We start from the raw sequence: 17039 nt of genomic DNA, 5'->3' as shown, positions 1-17039 counted from the left end.
CGTCGTTTCTGATTCGAGGCGTCAGGCGGGGGTGACGTCGAGAGCATGACCCACGAGGGCCAGCAGTGACTCGACGACGGTGATCCTGTTACGCGCGTCCATGATCACTATCGGCACCTGCGGCGGTACGGTCAGGGCCTCCCTGACGTCCTCCGCCGCGTAACCGGGCGTCCCCTCGAAGTGGTTGACCGCCACGATGTAGGGAAGATTGCAGCTCTCGAAGTAGTCGAGCGCCGGGAAGCAGTCCTCCAGTCGCCGGGTGTCGGCGAGGACGACCGCGCCGATCGCCCCGCGCACCAGGTCGTCCCACATGAACCAGAAGCGCTGCTGGCCGGGGGTGCCGAAGACGTACAGGACGAGGTCGTCCTCCAGCGTGAGCCGGCCGAAGTCCATCGCCACGGTGGTGGTGGTCTTTTCGGGCGTCGCGGAGAGGTCGTCGGTCTCCTCGCTGGCCTGGGTCATCAGCGCTTCGGTCTGGAGCGGTGTGATCTCGGAGACCGAGCCGACGAACGTCGTCTTGCCGACGCCGAATCCGCCCGCCACCACGATCTTGGTGGCGGTGGGGGCACGGGTGTGGTCGAGCTGCCAGGCCTGGAGGGACTCCTCGGCCTGGTCCTGGGGTCGCGACGGCCGGTCCTCCCGGGAGCCCGGCTGACGCGGGGCGAAGAGCGGCGCCTCAGAGACGGCGAAGTCCATTGAGCACCCTTTCGAGCAGTGCGCGGTCGGGCTGGCCGGTGCCGTGACCGGTTCCGTACACGCGGATCTTTCCTTGGTCGGCCAGGTCGCTGAGCAGCACCCGGACGACTCCGAGCGGCATCTTGAGCAGGGCCGAGATCTCCGCGACCGTACGCATGCGGCGGCAGATTTCGACGATGGCCTGGAGCTCCGGCATGACCCGCGAGGCGAGGTTGCCGTTGGTGAGTTCGCGGCGCTCCTCGGGTGCTTCGAGGGCGGCGACGAACGTCTCGACCAGCAGGACGTGCCCGAACCGGGTGCGGCCGCCGGTGAGGGAGTACGGGCGGACCCGGGCGGGTCGCTTGTCGGCCCCGCGCACGGGGAGCCGGGGGGCGGGTTCCGCTGCGGCGGTGGTCACAGGGCGCTCTCCATCGATTTGCGCAGCTCGCTGCGGAGTTCGGGGGTGAGGACGTGTCCGGCCCGGCCGACGAAGAGGGCCATGTGGTACGCGACGACGCTCATGTCGCAGTCCGGGGTGGCGTGGACGCCGAGGAGGGAGCCGTCGCTGATCGACATGACGAAGACGCTGCCCTCGTCCATGGCGACCATCGTCTGTTTCACGCCGCCGCCGTCCATCAGCTTCGCGGCTCCGACGGTCAGCGAACCGATGCCGGAGACGATCGTGGCCAGGTCGGCGCTGGATCCCTTGGGGCCGTCCGACGGCCCGGCGGCCTTCGCCTCGTGATGGCCGGGGTCGGAGGAGAGCAGCATCAGCCCGTCGGACGAGACGACGGTGACCGAGTGGACCCCTGGCACCTCCTCCACGAGATTGCTCAGCAACCAGTGAAGGTTCCGGGCCTCGGTACTCAGCCCGAATGTGCTGGGCGCAGTCAACTGCGTGCCTCCTCGACTGTGTCCCCCGTCTCTTCGTTCCCTGTGTCCTGTGCGGCGCTCGTGACGTGTGCGGTCGTGCTCTCGTGCCCCGTACGTCCCACGGATACGCCCCCGGGCCCGGCGACGGCGATGCTGCCGGTCTCGGCGATCTCCGCCTCGACGTCGCGCCGGCCCTCCTTGGCGGCCTGGTGGAAGCTGCCGAGCCGGCGGCGCAGGGCGTCCCGGTCGAGGCTGCCGGTGCGGCCGGGGGCGGGGGTCGAGTCGGGCCGGACCACCTTGGGGGTGCGCTTGGGCAGACCCTTGTCGGTGACTCGGCCGCCCTCGGGGCGGCGCGGGCCGGGAACGGTCTCGGCGGGAGCGTCGGGCACCCCGGCTTCTCCGGGCGCTCCGGACGCCTCGGCGTGGGGCGCGGGGCGGAACGCGGGCCCGTCCGGGTCCTGGTCGCCGGGTCCGGTCTCGGCCGGGCGTTCGTGGCGGTCGGGGCCGATGGCGTACGGGTCGGCGGTCGCGGGGGCCGCCGGGTCGGCCTGCTCGGCCGGGGCCACCGGCACGGGGGGCGGCTTCGGCAGCCGGACCTGGAGCGTGATCTCGGAGTCGGTCTCGACGTCGCTCTCGACGTCGGTTTCCGCATTCGATTCCGCATCCGTCTCGGCTGCGGACTCGGCTTCCGTGACCGGCTGCTGGACGTCCTGCGCCTCTTCCCGCGGCGGTACGTCAGTGGCTTCCGGGCTCTCGTCGGCGCTCTCGGAGGCGGCGGCGTTCTCGCGGATCGTCCGCTCGGCGGCGGCGATCATCGGGTCGGCGTCGGCCGGGCCGGGCTCGGCGTCGGCGGGCGCCGCGGGGGTGTTCTCCGCGTCGCCGGCCGGCTCGGACGGCGCGGCCGGCTGCGGCGAACGGCTGGGCAGGGCGTTGGAGTTGGCTTCCGCCACCGAGCCCGGGAGGTTGAGCGTGGGCCCGTCACCGGGCAGTTGCACGGCGGGCGGGGTGGCGGCGGGCAGCGTCTTGGGCAGCAGGGCCTGCGGCAGGACGACGACGGCCGTCACTCCACTCCCCTTCTGCTCGCGCAACTGGACCCGCACCCCGTGCCGGGCGGCCAGCAGCGACGTCACCTGGAGACCGAGTCCGGCGCCGTCGGCATTCTGCTCACCGACCTCGAACGAGGCCGGGTCCGCCAGCCTGGCATTCAGCTCGTCCATCCGGACCGTCGACATGCCGATGCCCTCGTCCGACACGGAGAGCATCACCTCGCCGCTCTCCAGCAGCCAGCCGGACAGCTCGACATGGGAGTCCGGCGGGGAGAAGGAGGTGGCGTTCTCCAGGAGTTCCGCCAGCAGATGGCTGAGGTCGTCGGCGGCGAACCCGGCGATCTGGGCGTGCGGCGGCAGGGACTGGATGGTGACCCGCTCGTACCGCTCGATCTCGCTGACGGCGGCGCGCGCCACGTCCACCAGCGGGATCGGCCCGGCGTGGCCGTGGCCGTGCTCGGCGCCCGCGAGGACGAGCATGTTCTCGCTGTGGCGGCGCATGACCGTGGCCATGTGGTCGAGCTTGAAGAGGGTGGCCAGGCGCTCCGGGTCCTGCTCGCGCTCCTCCAGGCCCTCGATGACGCCGAGCTGCCTCTCGACGAGGCCGAGGGTGCGCAGCGAGAGGTTGACGAAGGTGTGGTGGACCGTGTTCTTCAGCTGTCCCAGCTGGGTGGCCAGCTCGGCGGTCCGCTCCTGGAGTTCGGTCCGCTGCTCGGCCAGGGATTCCCGGCTCTTGATCAGGCCGGACCGCTCGGCCGTGAGGCTCTCGACGCGTCCGCCGAGGTCCTGGTGGAGCTCGGCGAGCCGGCCGTGGAGGGCGTTCATCGACCGGACGACCTGGGCGAACTCGTCGTTGCGGCCGGTGTAGCGGACCGGTTCGGCGCTCGAAGGGTCCTCGGCCAGGCGCGCGGCGCCGATGCGCAGGACGGCGAGCGGCTGGGTGAGGGTGCGGGCGACGGCGGTGGAGACGCCGACGGCGAGCAGGAAGCAGCCGCCGAGCAGGGCGATGGCCAGTTCGAGGGCGGTGACGTCGTCGTCGCGCAGCCCCTCCAGGTGCTGGACCTGGCCGGTGGTCAGGGCGGACTCGACGCTGCGCATCCGGTCGACGCGGGCGGAGAGCGCGGCCTCCAGCTTCTGCGGGCTGACCCCGCGCTCCGCCTCCGACAGCTCGGGACGGTCGGTGAGGCGGGTGAGGTACTTCTCCGCGTCGTTGACCTCGGGGCCGGTGACGGTGGCGGAGAGCTTGTCGCGGGCCTCCGGGTCCGCCGCCTGGTCGAAGTCGGCGAGCGCGGCCAGCTCCCGTACCCGGGCCTGCTGGGCGGCGGCGCTCAGCGCGTCGCGGTCGCGGTCGGCGCGGGTGGCGCCCTCGTCCTGGGTCTGCACGGGCAGCCCGGTGAAGGGGTCTGTCTGCGGGGCCGTCGGCTCGGGGCTCGGCACGGCGAGCGCGGCGAGGAGGAGCCCACGGGTGGCGGAGGCCTGTTCGGAGGCGCCGCCGAGGGTCAGCGGGGCCCGGGTGGCGTCGGCGGCGCGCGGCGGGGTCTTCTCCGCCAGTTCGGCGGCGATGCCGTGCAGCTTGGCGATGAGGTCGGAGTACGCCCGGTGCGCCTCCAGGGCGGAGCCCTTGCCGGTCAGCGCCGTACGGCGCAGGGAGGGGACCGTCGAGAGGTCCCGGCGCAGGGCGGCGGAGGCCGCCTCGTGGATCTCGTCGATCTGCTGGTCGACTCGGGTGGTGCGGGCGGTGCGGTTCTTCGCGCCCGCGCCGCCGTCGCCCTCCTCGGCCCGGCCGGCGGCGATGTACGCGGTGACGGCGTCACGCTCGTCGGCGAGGGAGTGCCCGAGGGTGACTGCCTGCTGGTTCAGCTCGGCGAGGGTGACCAGCCGCTGCGACTCGGTGAGGTCGGCGGAGGCGCCGAGCACGGCGGGGGTGCCCGCCGCCACGACGATGACGCCGACGACCGCGACCCCGGCGACCAGTCGGCTGCGCACCCGCACGGTCCGCTTGTCCGCACCGGGTGCCGGAGGCGTCGCCCCGGAACCGTCGCGCGTCGTGCCCTTGCTCCGCGGCCGCTTCTTCTGCACCGGTGCTCGCAATCTTGACTCGTCCACCCTTGAAGCAGAGGTGACGCACGGTCACATGGAAGGGCGCCCCGCTCCTGGTACGGCTTCCGACCATTCCAGCGCTTATGAGAGAGGGGGGCGCGCATCAACCGCTCCGCCACTCGAAGGAGTGAACATCACTCCGGAGTTGGCGAACAAGTCTCCCCCATCGCGCTCCTGACCATGCGTGGACCGCGGGGTGGAACTTCCGCTCCGCCTTTGGCAAGATGCCCGCCCGCACGCTCCCCGGAGCTCTCCCTTCCGGCGGGTGCGCCCGCGTTGACCTGCTGGTACAGGCCATCTTCGGCCACGTGCGGGGATGGTGAAGGGCTCGTGCAGACTGGCGGTATGCGCATCGAACTCGCCACCGCCCCCGGCAGTCCCGAACGCCCCAACGAGGACTGGGTCTCCGGGACTCTTCCCGCATCCGGCCAGGGTGGCGTGCTGGTGCTGCTCGACGGCGTCACCCCGCCGCGCGGGGATGACGGTTGTGTGCACACGGTCCCGTGGTTCACCGCGCGGCTGGGCGGCGCGCTGGTGGAACTGTCCCATTCCCGCCCTGATGTGCCCCTGGCCGAGATCCTGGCCGCGGCCATCTCCCGTACGGCGGAAGCCCATCGGGCCACTTGTGACCTTTCTCACGTGCGTACGCCTCAGGCGACGGTGGCCCTGGCGCGGTGGGACGAACGCGCGATCGAGTACCTGGTGCTGTCCGACTCGGTCCTGTTGCTGGAGTCCTCCGACGGCGCGGTCCGCGCGGTCCTGGACGACCGGCTGACGCGGTTGCCGCCGGGATCGCTCGCCTCGAACGAGATCGCCGACGCCACGGTGCGCAACAAGGAGGGCGGCTTCTTCACGGCCGCCGCCGATCCCGCCGTGGCCTCGCGCGCGGTGACCGGCAGCGTCTCGGCGACGGACGTCCGGGCGCTGGCCGCGCTCACGGACGGCGCGGCACGCTGGACGGAGATGTTCGGCGAGGGCGACTGGGCGGACACGCTGGGGCTGCTGCGGAAGGCGGGGCCCCAGGATCTGATCGACCGGGTGCGGGAGCTGGAGGAGGCCGACGCGGCGGCCGGGCGCGTACGGCTGGGGCGCGGCAAGACGCACGACGACGCGACCGCGCTCCTGGTCGAGCTGGTCTGACCGGCGGTCCGGGGCCGGGTCAGCTCTCCGCGCGGGCGTTCAGCTGGTGCAGGAGCCGGGCCAGCTCGGCGACTTCCGCCCGGTCCCAGTCGGCCAGTTTGCTCACATAGCGGCCACGGCGGGCGTCCCGGACGCTGCGGAAGCGGGCCAGACCGTCCTCGGTGAGGTGGACGAGCCAGGCGCGCCCGTCGGCCGGATCGGGTTCGCGGGCCACCAGGCCGAGGTTCTCCAAGGAGTGCAACTGGCGGCTCATGGTGGCCTTGCCGACACCGAAGTAGGCGGCCAGTTCAGTGGCCCGCTGCCGGCCCGCCGCCTCCAGACGGACGAGCAGACCGTAGGCGGCGGGCTCCAGTTCGGGGTGGACCTCCCGGGCCATCTCGCCCGAGCTGGCGCGCGCCCGGCGCAGGAACACGGCCAGCTCACGCTCCAGCGCCAGGAATGCGCGGTCCACGCCGCTCACGCCGGACGCGCCCGGCTCCGGCTCGCTGTCGTCTCCGCGCACGTCAGTACCCCTCGTACGGTTCCCTGCCGATGAAAGCTTCCGCCGCGACCGGTCATCGCCGCAGCTCGGCCAGTATTTCGCAGGAGCGGGCCGACCGCGGCGACCCGGACCCGATCCGGGGTCCGCGGCCACCCCGGCCCCGCTATGCACTCGATGTATACACACTCTGTATACTCATCGCCGTACCGCACGTCTGTGCGGATTTTCCCGCGCAGAGGAGTGGTGTGTCGTGCCCGGAAAGATGCCGTTGCCCGGCATGAGGTTGGCCGCGGTGCTGGTGACGGCGCTCACACTGACGTTGAGCGGCTGCTCGATGGAGACGACCGCGCCCGGTTCGGCACGCGGGGAGGCGGCTGCCGACGCCAAGGGCGAGTTCGGTCCGGTCGACTGCCGCAAGGCCAAGTGCATAGCCCTGACCTTCGACGCGGGCCCGGGCGAGGACACGCCGGAGCTGCTGGACATCCTCAAGGAGAAGAAGGTGCACGCCACCTTCTTCCTGCTGGGCAAGCACCACGTCGTCAAGCACCCCGACGTGGTGCAGCGCATCGAGGACGAGGGCCACGAGGTCGCCAACCACACGTGGACGCACAAGGTCCTGACCGACCAGAAGCCGGACGAGATACGGGCCGAACTGGAGAAGACCCAGCTGGCCATCGAGAAGATCACCGGCAAGAAGCCCCGGCTGATGCGTCCGCCGCAGGGCCGCACCGACGACACGGTCTCGGAGATCAGCAAGGATCTCGGGCTCTCCCAGGTGCTGTGGAGCGCCACGGCCAAGGACTACTCGACGAACGACTCCGCGCTGATCAAGAAGCGGATCCTGGACCAGGCGAGCAAGGACGGCGTCATCCTGCTGCACGACATCTACAAGGGCACCGTGCCCGCCGTGCCCGGGATCGTCGACGCGCTCCAGAAGGACGGCTACACCTTCGTGACCGTCCCGGAGCTGATGGCCCCCGCCGAGCCGCAGCCGGGCACGATCTACCGCCCCTGAGCCGCGGGCCCCGGGAGACCAGGCCCGTGGGCCACGGCCCGGACACGCGGAACGGCCCGCCGTCCGCCGTAGCGGAGAGCGGGCCGTCCGGGCCATCGGGCCGTCGTACGGCGCGGTCAGGCAGCCGCCGCCGGGATCCTCTCCTCCGCCCGGGCCGTGGCCGGCGCGAGGGCGATCTCCAGCACCTGGCGGACGTCGGTGACCGGGTGGACGTCCAGCTTCTCCAGCACCTCGGCCGGGACGTCGTCCAGGTCGGCCTCGTTGCGCTGGGGGATCACCACGGTCGTGATGCCCGCCCGGTGCGCGGCCAGCAGCTTCTGCTTGACTCCGCCGATCGGCAGGACCCGCCCGGTCAGCGACACCTCACCGGTCATCGCCACATCCGTACGGACGAGGCGTCCGGAGAGCAGCGAGGCCAGCGCGGTCGTCAGCGTGATGCCGGCGCTGGGGCCGTCCTTGGGGACCGCGCCCGCCGGGAAGTGGACGTGCACGCCCCGGTCCTTGAGGTCCGCGACCGGCAGCTCCAGCTCGGCGCCGTGCGACCGCAGGAAGCTCAGCGCGATCTGCGCCGACTCCTTCATGACGTCCCCGAGCTGACCGGTCAGGGTCAGTCCGGACGCCCCGGTCTCCGGGTCGGCGAGGGACGCCTCGACGAAGAGGACGTCGCCGCCCGCCCCGGTCACCGCGAGCCCGGTGGCCACACCCGGCACCGCGGTGCGGCGCTCGGCCGGGTCCTGGGCGGACTCGGGCACGTGGTGCGGGCGCCCGATCAGGCCGCGCAGATCCGCTTCGGTCACCGTGAACGGCAGCTCGCGGTCGCCCAGTTCGTGCTGGGCCGCGACCTTGCGCAGCAGCCGGGCGACCGCCCGCTCCAGATTCCGTACGCCCGCCTCGCGGGTGTACTCGCCGGCCAGCTTGCGCAGCGCCGACTCCTCCAGGGCCACCTCGTCCTTCTCCAGACCGGCCCGCTCCAGCTGGCGCGGGACCAGGTGGTCCCGGGCGATGACGACCTTCTCGTCCTCGGTGTAACCGTCGAGGCGAACCAGCTCCATGCGGTCGAGCAGGGCCTCCGGGATGGCTTCGAGGACGTTGGCGGTGGCCAGGAAGACCACGTCGCTGAGGTCGAGCTCGACCTCCAGGTAGTGGTCGCGGAAGGTGTGGTTCTGCGCCGGGTCGAGGACTTCGAGGAGGGCGGCGGCCGGGTCGCCCCGGAAGTCGGAGCCGACCTTGTCGATCTCGTCGAGCAGGACGACCGGGTTCATCGAGCCGGCCTCCTTGATGGCCCGCACGATCCGGCCGGGGAGCGCGCCGACGTACGTACGCCGGTGGCCCCGGATCTCCGCCTCGTCCCGGACCCCGCCGAGCGCGACGCGGACGAACTTGCGGCCCATGGCGTGCGCGACGGACTCGCCGAGCGAGGTCTTGCCGACGCCGGGCGGCCCGACGAGGGCGAGGACCGCACCGCCACGACGGCCGCCGACGACACCGAGGCCGCGGTCGGCGCGCCTCTTGCGCACCGCCAGGTACTCCGTGATGCGTTCCTTCACGTCGGCGAGGCCGGCGTGCTCGGCGTCCAGGACCTCCTGGGCGCCGCGGATGTCGTAGGCGTCCTCGGTGCGCTCGGTCCAGGGCAGTTCGAGGACGGTGTCCAGCCAGGTGCGGATCCAGGAGCCCTCGGGCGACTGGTCGCTGGACCGCTCCAGCTTCTCGACCTCCTTGAGCGCGGCCTCGCGGACGTGCTCGGGCAGTTCGGCGGCCTCGACGCGGGCCCGGTAGTCGTCGGACTCGCCCTCCGGGTCGCCGTTGAGCTCGGCGAGCTCCTTGCGCACGGCGTCCAGCTGGCGGCGCAGCAGGAATTCGCGCTGCTGCTTGTCGACGCCGTCCTGGACGTCCTTGGCGATGGACTCGGCGACGTCCTGTTCGGCGAGGTGCTCGCTCAGCCACTGGATGGCGAGCTTCAGCCGGGCGACCGGGTCCGCGGTCTCCAGGAGCTGGACCTTCTGGGCGGTGGAGAGGAACGGTGAGTATCCGGAGTTGTCGGCGAGCGCGGAGACGTCGTCGATCTGCTGGATGCGGTCCACGACCTGCCAGGCGCCGCGCTTCTTCAGCCAGCTGGTGGCGAGCGCCTTGTACTCCTTGACCAGCTCGGCGACGGATCCGGGCAGCGGGTCGGGGGCGGCGGTCTCCAGCACGGTCCCCTCGACCCAGAGCGCCCGGCCGGGACCGCTGGTCCCGGCTCCGATGCGGACCCGGTCGCGGGCCCGGATGAGGGCGCCCGGGTCGCCGTCCGACAGGCGTCCGACCTGCTCGACGGTGCCGAGGACACCGGTCCCCGTGTACGTGCCGTCGATCCGCGGGACCAGCAGCACCTGGGGCTTGCCACCGCCGGGGCGGGCTGCGGCCTGCGCGGCCTCGACGGCGGCGCGCACCTCGGTGTCGGACAGGTCCAGCGGCACCACCATGCCGGGCAGGACGACCTCGTCGTCGAGCGGCAGCACGGGCAGGTCGATCGGTGTGAACGCCTGGGACTCGTTAGTCATGATCTCCCCTTCGGCAGGCAAGTTGAGCTATGTGGACTCAATGGTTGTGAGTCGCTGATTGTTCCCCGATCGATGTTCGCTCTGAGCGATCAGCCCGCCCCGCCGCCCGCCGCACCCCCGGCACCAGGGCACCCCTCCTCGTACGGGAGCGATCCGCAGCGGGCGGTTGTTCCCCTGCCCGATACGGGAAGGCGCTGGCCCTCGCCCCGCGCGGCGGGGAGGATGGACGGGCACCGACCGCCACGACCGGATACCGGAGAGCCGCCCCCATGTCCGCGACATCCACCTGGCCCGCCCCCGAACCGACGGAGGCGCCGCCCGTGCGCGCCGCCGGCGCCCCCGTCGTGCTCGACCGCCGTGACGGCCCCTTCGGCGAGGTCGTCCTGCGTGAGCGCGGGGAGCACTTCGAGATCATCGCCAACGGCTGCTTCCTGATGGACACCTCCGACGGGCGCTCCGAGCGGCTGCTGATCGACGCCGCGCTGGCCGCGCTGCCCGCCGGCCGGACCGGCCCGTCGGTGCTCATCGGCGGCCTGGGCGTCGGCTTCTCCCTGGTGCGGGCCGCCGAGGAGGAGCGCTGGGGGCGGATCACGGTCGTGGAGCGGGAGCAGGCGATCGTGGACTGGCACCGGGACGGGCCGCTGGACCGGATCTCCGGACCGGCGCTGGCCGACCCCAGGGCCGGGATCCTGCACACGGACCTGGTGACCCACCTCCGTACCACCACGGAGCGTTACGACGCGCTCTGCCTGGACATCGACAACGGTCCCGACTGGACGGTCACGGAGGGCAACGAAAGCCTCTACTCGCCCGCCGGTCTGGCGCACTGCCACGACCGGTTGACCCCGGGCGGCGTGCTCGCCGTCTGGTCCGCGCAGCCCTCGCCCGCCTTCGAACAGGCATTGCGGAATGCCGGGTTCAGCGGGGTTCGGACGGAAGAAGTGGCCGTTGCCCGAGGTGTGCCCGACGTGGTCCATCTCGCACTCCGGGCCGGCTGAACCCCCCTCCCGGTATGCGTGGCCCGGCGGTGGCACGGGTCAACCGGCACAAGGCAGACGATCCGGCGGCCCCGCCCGGCCCGAACTCGTCGCCCCGGGGCAACACCCTGCGTAGCCGGGAGCCCTCTGCTGCCTTTACGCTGCTGACCGGCACACGGGATCACCCACGAAAACCACGAGCGAAGACCGTGCCTCCGGGGGAATGGCTCCCGCGAGAACGGGCAGGGGCGGGGCGATGGAACAGACACACACCACCCACAACGGCGTCGCGGCCACCCCGGGGGCTCAGCGCCGGGTGCTGGTGGTCGAGGACGACGCCACGATCGTCGACGCCATTTCCGCCCGGCTGCGGGCGGAGGGCTTCCTGGTGCAGACCGCGCTGGACGGCCCCGCGGCCGTGGACGCGGCCGAGGCCTGGCAGCCCGATCTGATGGTGCTCGACATCATGCTCCCGGGCTTCGACGGCCTGGAGGTCTGCCGCCGGGTGCAGGCGGCGCGCCCGGTGCCGGTGCTGATGCTCACCGCACGCGACGACGAGACCGACATGCTGGTCGGGCTCGGGGTCGGCGCCGACGACTACATGACCAAGCCGTTCTCGATGCGGGAGCTGGCCGCCCGGGTGCACGTGCTGCTGCGCCGGGTGGAGCGGGCCGCGCTGGCCGCCGTCACCCCGCGCAGCGGGATACTGCGCCTGGGTGAGCTGGAGATCGACCACGCGCAGCGCCGGGTCCGGGTGCGCGCCGAGGACGTCCACCTCACGCCGACCGAGTTCGACCTGCTGGTCTGCCTCGCCAACACCCCGCGCGCGGTGCTCTCCCGGGAGCAGCTGCTGGCCGAGGTGTGGGACTGGGCGGACGCCTCGGGCACCCGCACGGTCGACAGCCACATCAAGGCGCTGCGCCGGAAGATCGGCGCGGAGCGGATCCGTACGGTGCACGGCGTGGGATACGCCCTGGAGACTCCGGCGCCATGACCCGGCCAGGGTCCGGACTGCGGCCCTTCTCCATCAAGGCCAAGCTCGGCACGCTCGTCGTGGTCTCGGTGTTCATCACCACGGGCCTGCTGATCGTCGCACTGCGGACCCGTACGGAGTTCCGCTTCATCACGGTGTTCTCGGTCATCGCCACGCTGCTGATCACCCAGTTCGTGGCGCACGGTCTGACCGCACCCCTGGACGAGATGAGAGCGGTGGCCCGGTCGATCTCGCACGGCGACTACACGCGCCGGGTGAGCGGCGCCGGGCGGCGGGACGAGCTGGGCGACCTGGCGCAGACGATCAACCGCATGGCGGACGATCTGGAGGCGGAGGACCGGCATCGAAAAGAGCTGGTCGCCAATGTCAGCCATGAGCTGCGCACGCCCATCGCGGCGCTGAGAGCCGTACTGGAGAACGTGGTGGACGGGGTGTCCGCCGCCGATCCGGAGACGATGCGCACGGCGTTGAGGCAGACGGAACGGCTCGGCCGGCTGGTCGAGACGCTGCTGGACCTGTCGCGCCTGGACAACGGGGTCGTCGCACTCAAGGCACGCCGTTTCGAGGTCTGGCCGTATCTGTCGGGCGTACTGAAGGAGGCCAATCTCGCCGCCTCGCAGCGACGCCTGTCGTCGGGTTCGGGCAATCACTCCCGTACGGACGTCCATCTGCATCTGGACGTCTCGCCGCCGGAGCTGACCGCGCACGCGGACGCCGAGCGGCTGCACCAAGTGGTCGCGAACCTCATCGACAACGCGGTCAAGCACAGCCCGCCGCACGGCCGGGTGACGGTGCTGGCGCGGCGCGGGGCCCACCCCGAGTCGCTGGAGCTGGAAGTCATGGACGAGGGGCCCGGCATCCCGGAGGCGGAGCGGCACCGGGTGTTCGAGCGTTTCAACCGGGGCCAGGCGCCCTCCCCGCACGGTCCGGGCAGCGACGGCGGTACGGGCCTGGGGCTCGCCATCGCCCGTTGGGCGGTCGATCTGCACGGCGGCCGGATCAGGGTGGCCGAATCCGTACGGGGCTGCCGGATCCAGGTCACCCTCCCGGGAATCCCCGAGCAGCACGGTTGACGGTCTCGTTGACATAGGGTCGAACCGGAAGGGCACGTTCATCCGTGTCCTGCCCGTAGGGGGCCTCAAGGGGATACGGTCGCAGGACCGTATCCACGGTCCTGCGTACCCGAAGTGCAGTGGAACCTCGCTTGTTTCCCGCCATTTCCTGCGCCGAAACCCGCCCTTCGATGTGATGTGCACGACGAAGCACCGGCCCGGCCTGCAAGGAACGGTTCGGGGGGCGTAGCCTTGATTTCCGCTGTCCATCACCTTGTGAAGCGGAAGAGGGCGGTTGCCGCCGTGTCGTCTCAGTCCCCCAGTAACTCAAGCGTCTCGACCGACCAAGCCAGCCCGGGCACCAACCCGGCCGCGGCTTTCGGCGCCAACGAATGGCTCGTCGACGAGATCTACCAGCAGTACCTCCAGGATCCCAGTTCGGTCGATCGCGCCTGGTGGGACTTCTTCGCCGACTACAAGCCGGGTACCGCCGGCACGGCGGACAAGCCCGCTCCCGGGGCCTCGGGGGCTCCGGTGACCGAGCCCGCGGCCTCTCCGGCTCCGGCGAAGGCCGCGCCCGCCGCCGCTCCGGCCGCCCCCGCGCAGCCGGCCCCGGCGAAGGCCGCCCCGGCGGCTCCGGCGAAGACCGCCCCGGCCCCGGCGAAGCCCGCGGCCGCGAAGCCCGCCGCCGCGCCCGCCAAGCCCGAGGCGAAGGCCGACGAGTCCACCGAGGCCCCGGCCGGACCGGAGTACGTGACGCTGCGCGGCCCCTCGGCCGCCGTCGCGAAGAACATGAACGCCTCGCTGGAGCTGCCGACGGCCACGTCCGTCCGCGCGGTCCCGGTGAAGCTGCTCTTCGACAACCGCATCGTCATCAACAACCACCTCAAGCGCGCCCGCGGCGGGAAGATCTCCTTCACGCACCTCATCGGGTACGCGATGGTGCAGGCCCTCAAGGCCATGCCGTCGATGAACTACTCCTTCGCGGAGAAGGACGGCAAGCCGACCCTGGTCAAGCCGGAGCACGTCAACCTGGGTCTGGCCATCGACCTGGTGAAGCCGAACGGGGACCGCCAGCTGGTCGTCGCGGCCATCAAGAAGGCCGAGACGCTCAACTTCTTCGAGTTCTGGCAGGCGTACGAGGACATCGTCCGGCGTGCCCGCATCGGCAAGCTCGGCATGGACGACTTCACCGGCGTCACCGCCTCGCTGACCAACCCCGGCGGCATCGGCACCGTCCACTCGGTGCCCCGCCTGATGCCCGGTCAGGGCCTCATCATGGGCGTCGGCGCGATGGACTACCCGGCGGAGTTCCAGGGCACCTCGCAGGACACCCTCAACAAGCTCGGCATCTCGAAGGTCATGACGCTCACGTCGACCTACGACCACCGGGTCATCCAGGGCGCCGCCTCCGGCGAGTTCCTGCGCGTCCTCTCCCAGCTGCTGCTCGGCGAGAACGAGTTCTACGACGAGATCTTCAAGGCGCTGCGCATCCCCTACGAGCCGGTCCGCTGGCTCAAGGACATCGACGCCTCGCACGACGACGACGTCACGAAGGCCGCGCGGGTCTTCGAGCTGATCCACTCCTACCGGGTCCGGGGCCACGTCATGGCCGACACCGACCCGCTGGAGTACCACCAGCGCAAGCACCCCGACCTGGACATCACCGAGCACGGCCTCACCCTGTGGGACCTGGAGCGGGAGTTCGCGGTCGGCGGGTTCGCCGGCAAGACGATGATGAAGCTCCGCGACATCCTCGGCGTGCTCCGTGAGTCGTACTGCCGCACCACCGGCATCGAGTTCATGCACATCCAGGACCCGAAGCAGCGCAAGTGGCTCCAGGACCGGGTGGAGCGCCCGCGCCCGAAGCCGGAGCGCGAGGAGCAGCTGCGCATCCTGCGCCGGCTGAACGCCGCGGAGGCGTTCGAGACGTTCCTGCAGACGAAGTACGTCGGCCAGAAGCGGTTCTCGCTGGAGGGCGGCGAGTCCGTCATCCCGCTGCTCGACGCCGTCCTCGACTCCGCCGCCGAGGCCCGCCTCGACGAGGTCGTCATCGGCATGGCCCACCGCGGCCGCCTGAACGTCCTGGCGAACATCGTCGGCAAGTCGTACGCGCAGATCTTCCGCGAGTTCGAGGGCAACCTCGACCCGCGCTCGATGCACGGCTCCGGCGACGTCAAGTACCACCTGGGCGCCGAGGGCACCTTCACCGGTCTGGACGGCGAGCAGATCAAGGTCTCGCTGGCCGCCAACCCCTCGCACCTGGAGGCGGTCGACCCGGTCCTGGAGGGCATCGCCCGCGCCAAGCAGGACATCATCAACAAGGGCGGTACGGACTTCACGGTCCTGCCGGTCGCGCTCCACGGCGACGCGGCCTTCGCGGGCCAGGGCGTCGTCGCCGAGACGCTCAACATGTCGCAGCTGCGCGGCTACCGCACCGGCGGCACCGTGCACGTGGTGATCAACAACCAGGTCGGCTTCACCGCCGCCCCGGAGTCCTCGCGCTCCTCGATGTACGCCACCGACGTGGCACGCATGATCGAGGCGCCGATCATCCACGTCAACGGCGACGACCCGGAGGCCGTGGTCCGCGTCGCGCGGCTCGCCTTCGAGTTCCGGCAGGCGTTCAACAAGGACGTCGTGATCGACCTCATCTGCTACCGCCGCCGCGGTCACAACGAGGGCGACAACCCGGAGTTCACCAACCCGCAGATGTACACCCTGATCGACAAGAAGCGCTCGGTGCGCAAGCTCTACACCGAGTCCCTCATCGGTCGCGGCGACATCACGCTGGAAGAGGCGGAGCAGGCGCTCCAGGACTTCCAGGGTCAGCTGGAGAAGGTGTTCGCCGAGGTCCGCGAGGCCACCTCGCAGCCGGCGTCCCCGCACGTCCCGGAGCCGCAGGCCGCGTTCCCGGTGGCCGTGGAGACGGCCGTCTCCGCCGAGGTCGTCAAGCGGATCGCCGAGTCCCAGGTCAACATCCCCGACTCGATCACCGTGCACCCGCGTCTGCTGCCGCAGATGCAGCGTCGCGCCGCCTCGGTGGAGAACGGCACGATCGACTGGGGCATGGGCGAGACCCTGGCCATCGGTTCGCTGCTGATGGAGGGCACCCCGGTCCGGCTCGCCGGCCAGGACAGCCGCCGCGGCACGTTCGGCCAGCGCCACGCGGTCCTGGTCGACCAGGTCACCGGCGAGGACTACACCCCGCTGCTGTACCTGGCGGACGACCAGGCCCGGTACAACGTCTACGACTCGCTGCTCAGCGAGTACGCGGCGATGGGCTTCGAGTACGGCTACTCGCTGGCCCGCCCGGAGTCGCTGGTCATCTGGGAGGCCCAGTTCGGTGACTTCGTCAACGGCGCGCAGACCGTCGTGGACGAGTTCATCTCCTCGGCCGAGCAGAAGTGGGGCCAGACCTCCGGCGTCACGCTGCTCCTGCCGCACGGTTACGAGGGCCAGGGCCCGGACCACAGCTCCGCCCGCCCCGAGCGCTTCCTCCAGATGTGCGCGCAGGACAACATGACGGTCGCGATGCCGACCCTTCCGTCGAACTACTTCCACCTGCTGCGCTGGCAGGTGCACAACCCGCACCACAAGCCGCTCATCGTCTTCACCCCGAAGTCGATGCTGCGCCTGAAGGCGGCGGCCTCGTCCATCGAGGAGTTCACCTCCGGCGGCTTCCGCCCGGTGATCGGCGACGACACCGTCAAGGCGGAGGACGTCCGCAAGGTCGTCTTCGTCTCGGGCAAGCTCTTCTACGACCTGGACGCCGAGCGGGAGAAGCGGGGCGACACGGAGACCGCGATCATCCGGCTGGAGCGGCTGTACCCGCTGCCGGGTGCGGAGATCCAGGCCGAGATCGCGAAGTACCCGAACGCCGAGAAGTACCTGTGGGCGCAGGAGGAGCCGGCGAACCAGGGTGCGTGGCCGTTCATCGCGCTCAACCTGATCGACCACCTGGATCTCGCGGTCGGCGCGGACGTGCCGCACGGCGAGCGCCTGCGCCGCATCTCGCGGCCGCACGGCTCGTCCCCGGCGGTCGGCTCCGCCAAGCGTCACCAGGCGGAGCAGACGCAGCTGGTCAACGAGGTCTTCGAGGCCTGAGGACCGTAACGCCGAACACTCCGGGGCCCGGTTCCGCGC

The 17039-nt window shown here is 71.4% G+C and carries 12 protein-coding genes; 6 read left to right on the top strand and 6 right to left on the bottom strand.

Annotated elements, in window-relative coordinates:
* Positions 1-21 precede the first annotated feature (21 nt).
* From CCZ36_RS24690 to CCZ36_RS24675, 4 genes are read right to left on the bottom strand one after another with little or no spacing between them, the layout of a single operon-like run.
* Entirely contained in the window at positions 22-696 is a 675-nt protein-coding gene (locus tag CCZ36_RS24690) for a GTP-binding protein (protein WP_128818581.1), read from the bottom strand.
* A complete protein-coding gene (locus tag CCZ36_RS24685; RefSeq protein ID WP_030579658.1) occupies positions 677-1093 on the bottom strand; it encodes a DUF742 domain-containing protein in 417 nt (138 codons plus the stop codon). The genes CCZ36_RS24690 and CCZ36_RS24685 overlap by 20 nt, the downstream gene beginning before the upstream one ends.
* Positions 1090-1569, bottom strand: coding sequence for a roadblock/LC7 domain-containing protein (locus tag CCZ36_RS24680; protein ID WP_030579655.1), 480 nt, complete (start codon positions 1567-1569; stop codon positions 1090-1092). The genes CCZ36_RS24685 and CCZ36_RS24680 overlap by 4 nt, the downstream gene beginning before the upstream one ends.
* Complete coding sequence (locus CCZ36_RS24675; protein WP_128818580.1) at positions 1566-4673, bottom strand: sensor histidine kinase; 3108 nt, start codon at positions 4671-4673, stop codon at positions 1566-1568. Before CCZ36_RS24675 ends, CCZ36_RS24680 begins: the two co-directional genes overlap by 4 nt.
* A gap of 366 nt (positions 4674-5039) precedes the next feature.
* On the opposite strand from CCZ36_RS24675, the gene CCZ36_RS24670 reads away from it, so the two are divergent.
* Complete coding sequence (locus tag CCZ36_RS24670) at positions 5040-5834, top strand: protein phosphatase 2C domain-containing protein (RefSeq protein ID WP_069740437.1); 795 nt, start codon at positions 5040-5042, stop codon at positions 5832-5834.
* A gap of 19 nt (positions 5835-5853) precedes the next feature.
* Here CCZ36_RS24670 and CCZ36_RS24665 read toward each other — a convergent pair whose 3' ends face one another.
* Positions 5854-6336 carry a MarR family winged helix-turn-helix transcriptional regulator gene (locus tag CCZ36_RS24665; RefSeq protein WP_069742904.1) on the bottom strand — a complete coding sequence of 161 codons (483 nt, stop codon included), beginning with the start codon at positions 6334-6336 and terminating at the stop codon, positions 5854-5856.
* Positions 6337-6577: 241 nt separating this feature from the next.
* On the opposite strand from CCZ36_RS24665, the gene CCZ36_RS24660 reads away from it, so the two are divergent.
* Positions 6578-7330: a polysaccharide deacetylase family protein gene (locus CCZ36_RS24660; protein ID WP_069740442.1), complete on the top strand. Its 753-nt coding sequence runs from the start codon at positions 6578-6580 to the stop codon at positions 7328-7330.
* 116 nt (positions 7331-7446) lie between these two features.
* Here the strand turns inward: CCZ36_RS24660 and lon are convergent, their stop codons facing one another.
* Positions 7447-9870, bottom strand: coding sequence for an endopeptidase La (gene lon, locus CCZ36_RS24655; RefSeq protein WP_069740435.1), 2424 nt, complete (start codon positions 9868-9870; stop codon positions 7447-7449).
* Between the two features lie 269 nt (positions 9871-10139).
* Here lon and CCZ36_RS24650 point away from each other — a divergent pair, with 269 nt between their 5' ends.
* From CCZ36_RS24650 to CCZ36_RS24635, 4 genes are all read left to right on the top strand, one after another.
* Positions 10140-10868, top strand: a complete 729-nt coding sequence (locus CCZ36_RS24650) for a spermidine synthase (RefSeq protein WP_069740434.1) — start codon at positions 10140-10142, stop codon at positions 10866-10868.
* Positions 10869-11103: 235 nt separating this feature from the next.
* On the top strand, positions 11104-11841 hold the full coding sequence (locus tag CCZ36_RS24645; protein WP_006127534.1) for a response regulator transcription factor: 738 nt from the start codon (positions 11104-11106) through the stop codon (positions 11839-11841).
* Complete coding sequence (locus CCZ36_RS24640) at positions 11838-12914, top strand: HAMP domain-containing sensor histidine kinase (protein ID WP_069740433.1); 1077 nt, start codon at positions 11838-11840, stop codon at positions 12912-12914. Before CCZ36_RS24645 ends, CCZ36_RS24640 begins: the two co-directional genes overlap by 4 nt.
* Positions 12915-13196: 282 nt before the next feature.
* Entirely contained in the window at positions 13197-17000 is a 3804-nt protein-coding gene (locus tag CCZ36_RS24635; RefSeq protein WP_164873543.1) for a multifunctional oxoglutarate decarboxylase/oxoglutarate dehydrogenase thiamine pyrophosphate-binding subunit/dihydrolipoyllysine-residue succinyltransferase subunit, read from the top strand.
* Positions 17001-17039: the final 39 nt, after the last annotated feature.

It is taken from the genome of Streptomyces sp. S063, from assembly GCF_002832675.1.
GTDB classification, from domain to species: Bacteria; Actinomycetota; Actinomycetes; order Streptomycetales; family Streptomycetaceae; genus Streptomyces; species Streptomyces sindenensis.
The sequence above is the reverse complement of the archived record's forward strand: the minus strand, read 5'-3'. Positions and strand labels throughout refer to the sequence as shown.

What these genes read in the sequence shown, in the direction of transcription:
- CCZ36_RS24690 (WP_128818581.1), bottom strand. Translation starts at nt 696, where the DNA reads ATGGACTTCGCCGTCTCTGAGGCGCCGCTCTTCGCCCCGCGTCAGCCG.
- CCZ36_RS24670 (WP_069740437.1), top strand. Translation starts at nt 5,040, where the DNA reads ATGCGCATCGAACTCGCCACCGCCCCCGGCAGTCCCGAACGCCCCAAC.
- CCZ36_RS24660 (WP_069740442.1), top strand. Translation starts at nt 6,578, where the DNA reads ATGCCGTTGCCCGGCATGAGGTTGGCCGCGGTGCTGGTGACGGCGCTC.
- lon (WP_069740435.1), bottom strand. Translation starts at nt 9,870, where the DNA reads ATGACTAACGAGTCCCAGGCGTTCACACCGATCGACCTGCCCGTGCTG.
- CCZ36_RS24650 (WP_069740434.1), top strand. Translation starts at nt 10,140, where the DNA reads ATGTCCGCGACATCCACCTGGCCCGCCCCCGAACCGACGGAGGCGCCG.
- CCZ36_RS24645 (WP_006127534.1), top strand. Translation starts at nt 11,104, where the DNA reads ATGGAACAGACACACACCACCCACAACGGCGTCGCGGCCACCCCGGGG.
- CCZ36_RS24640 (WP_069740433.1), top strand. Translation starts at nt 11,838, where the DNA reads ATGACCCGGCCAGGGTCCGGACTGCGGCCCTTCTCCATCAAGGCCAAG.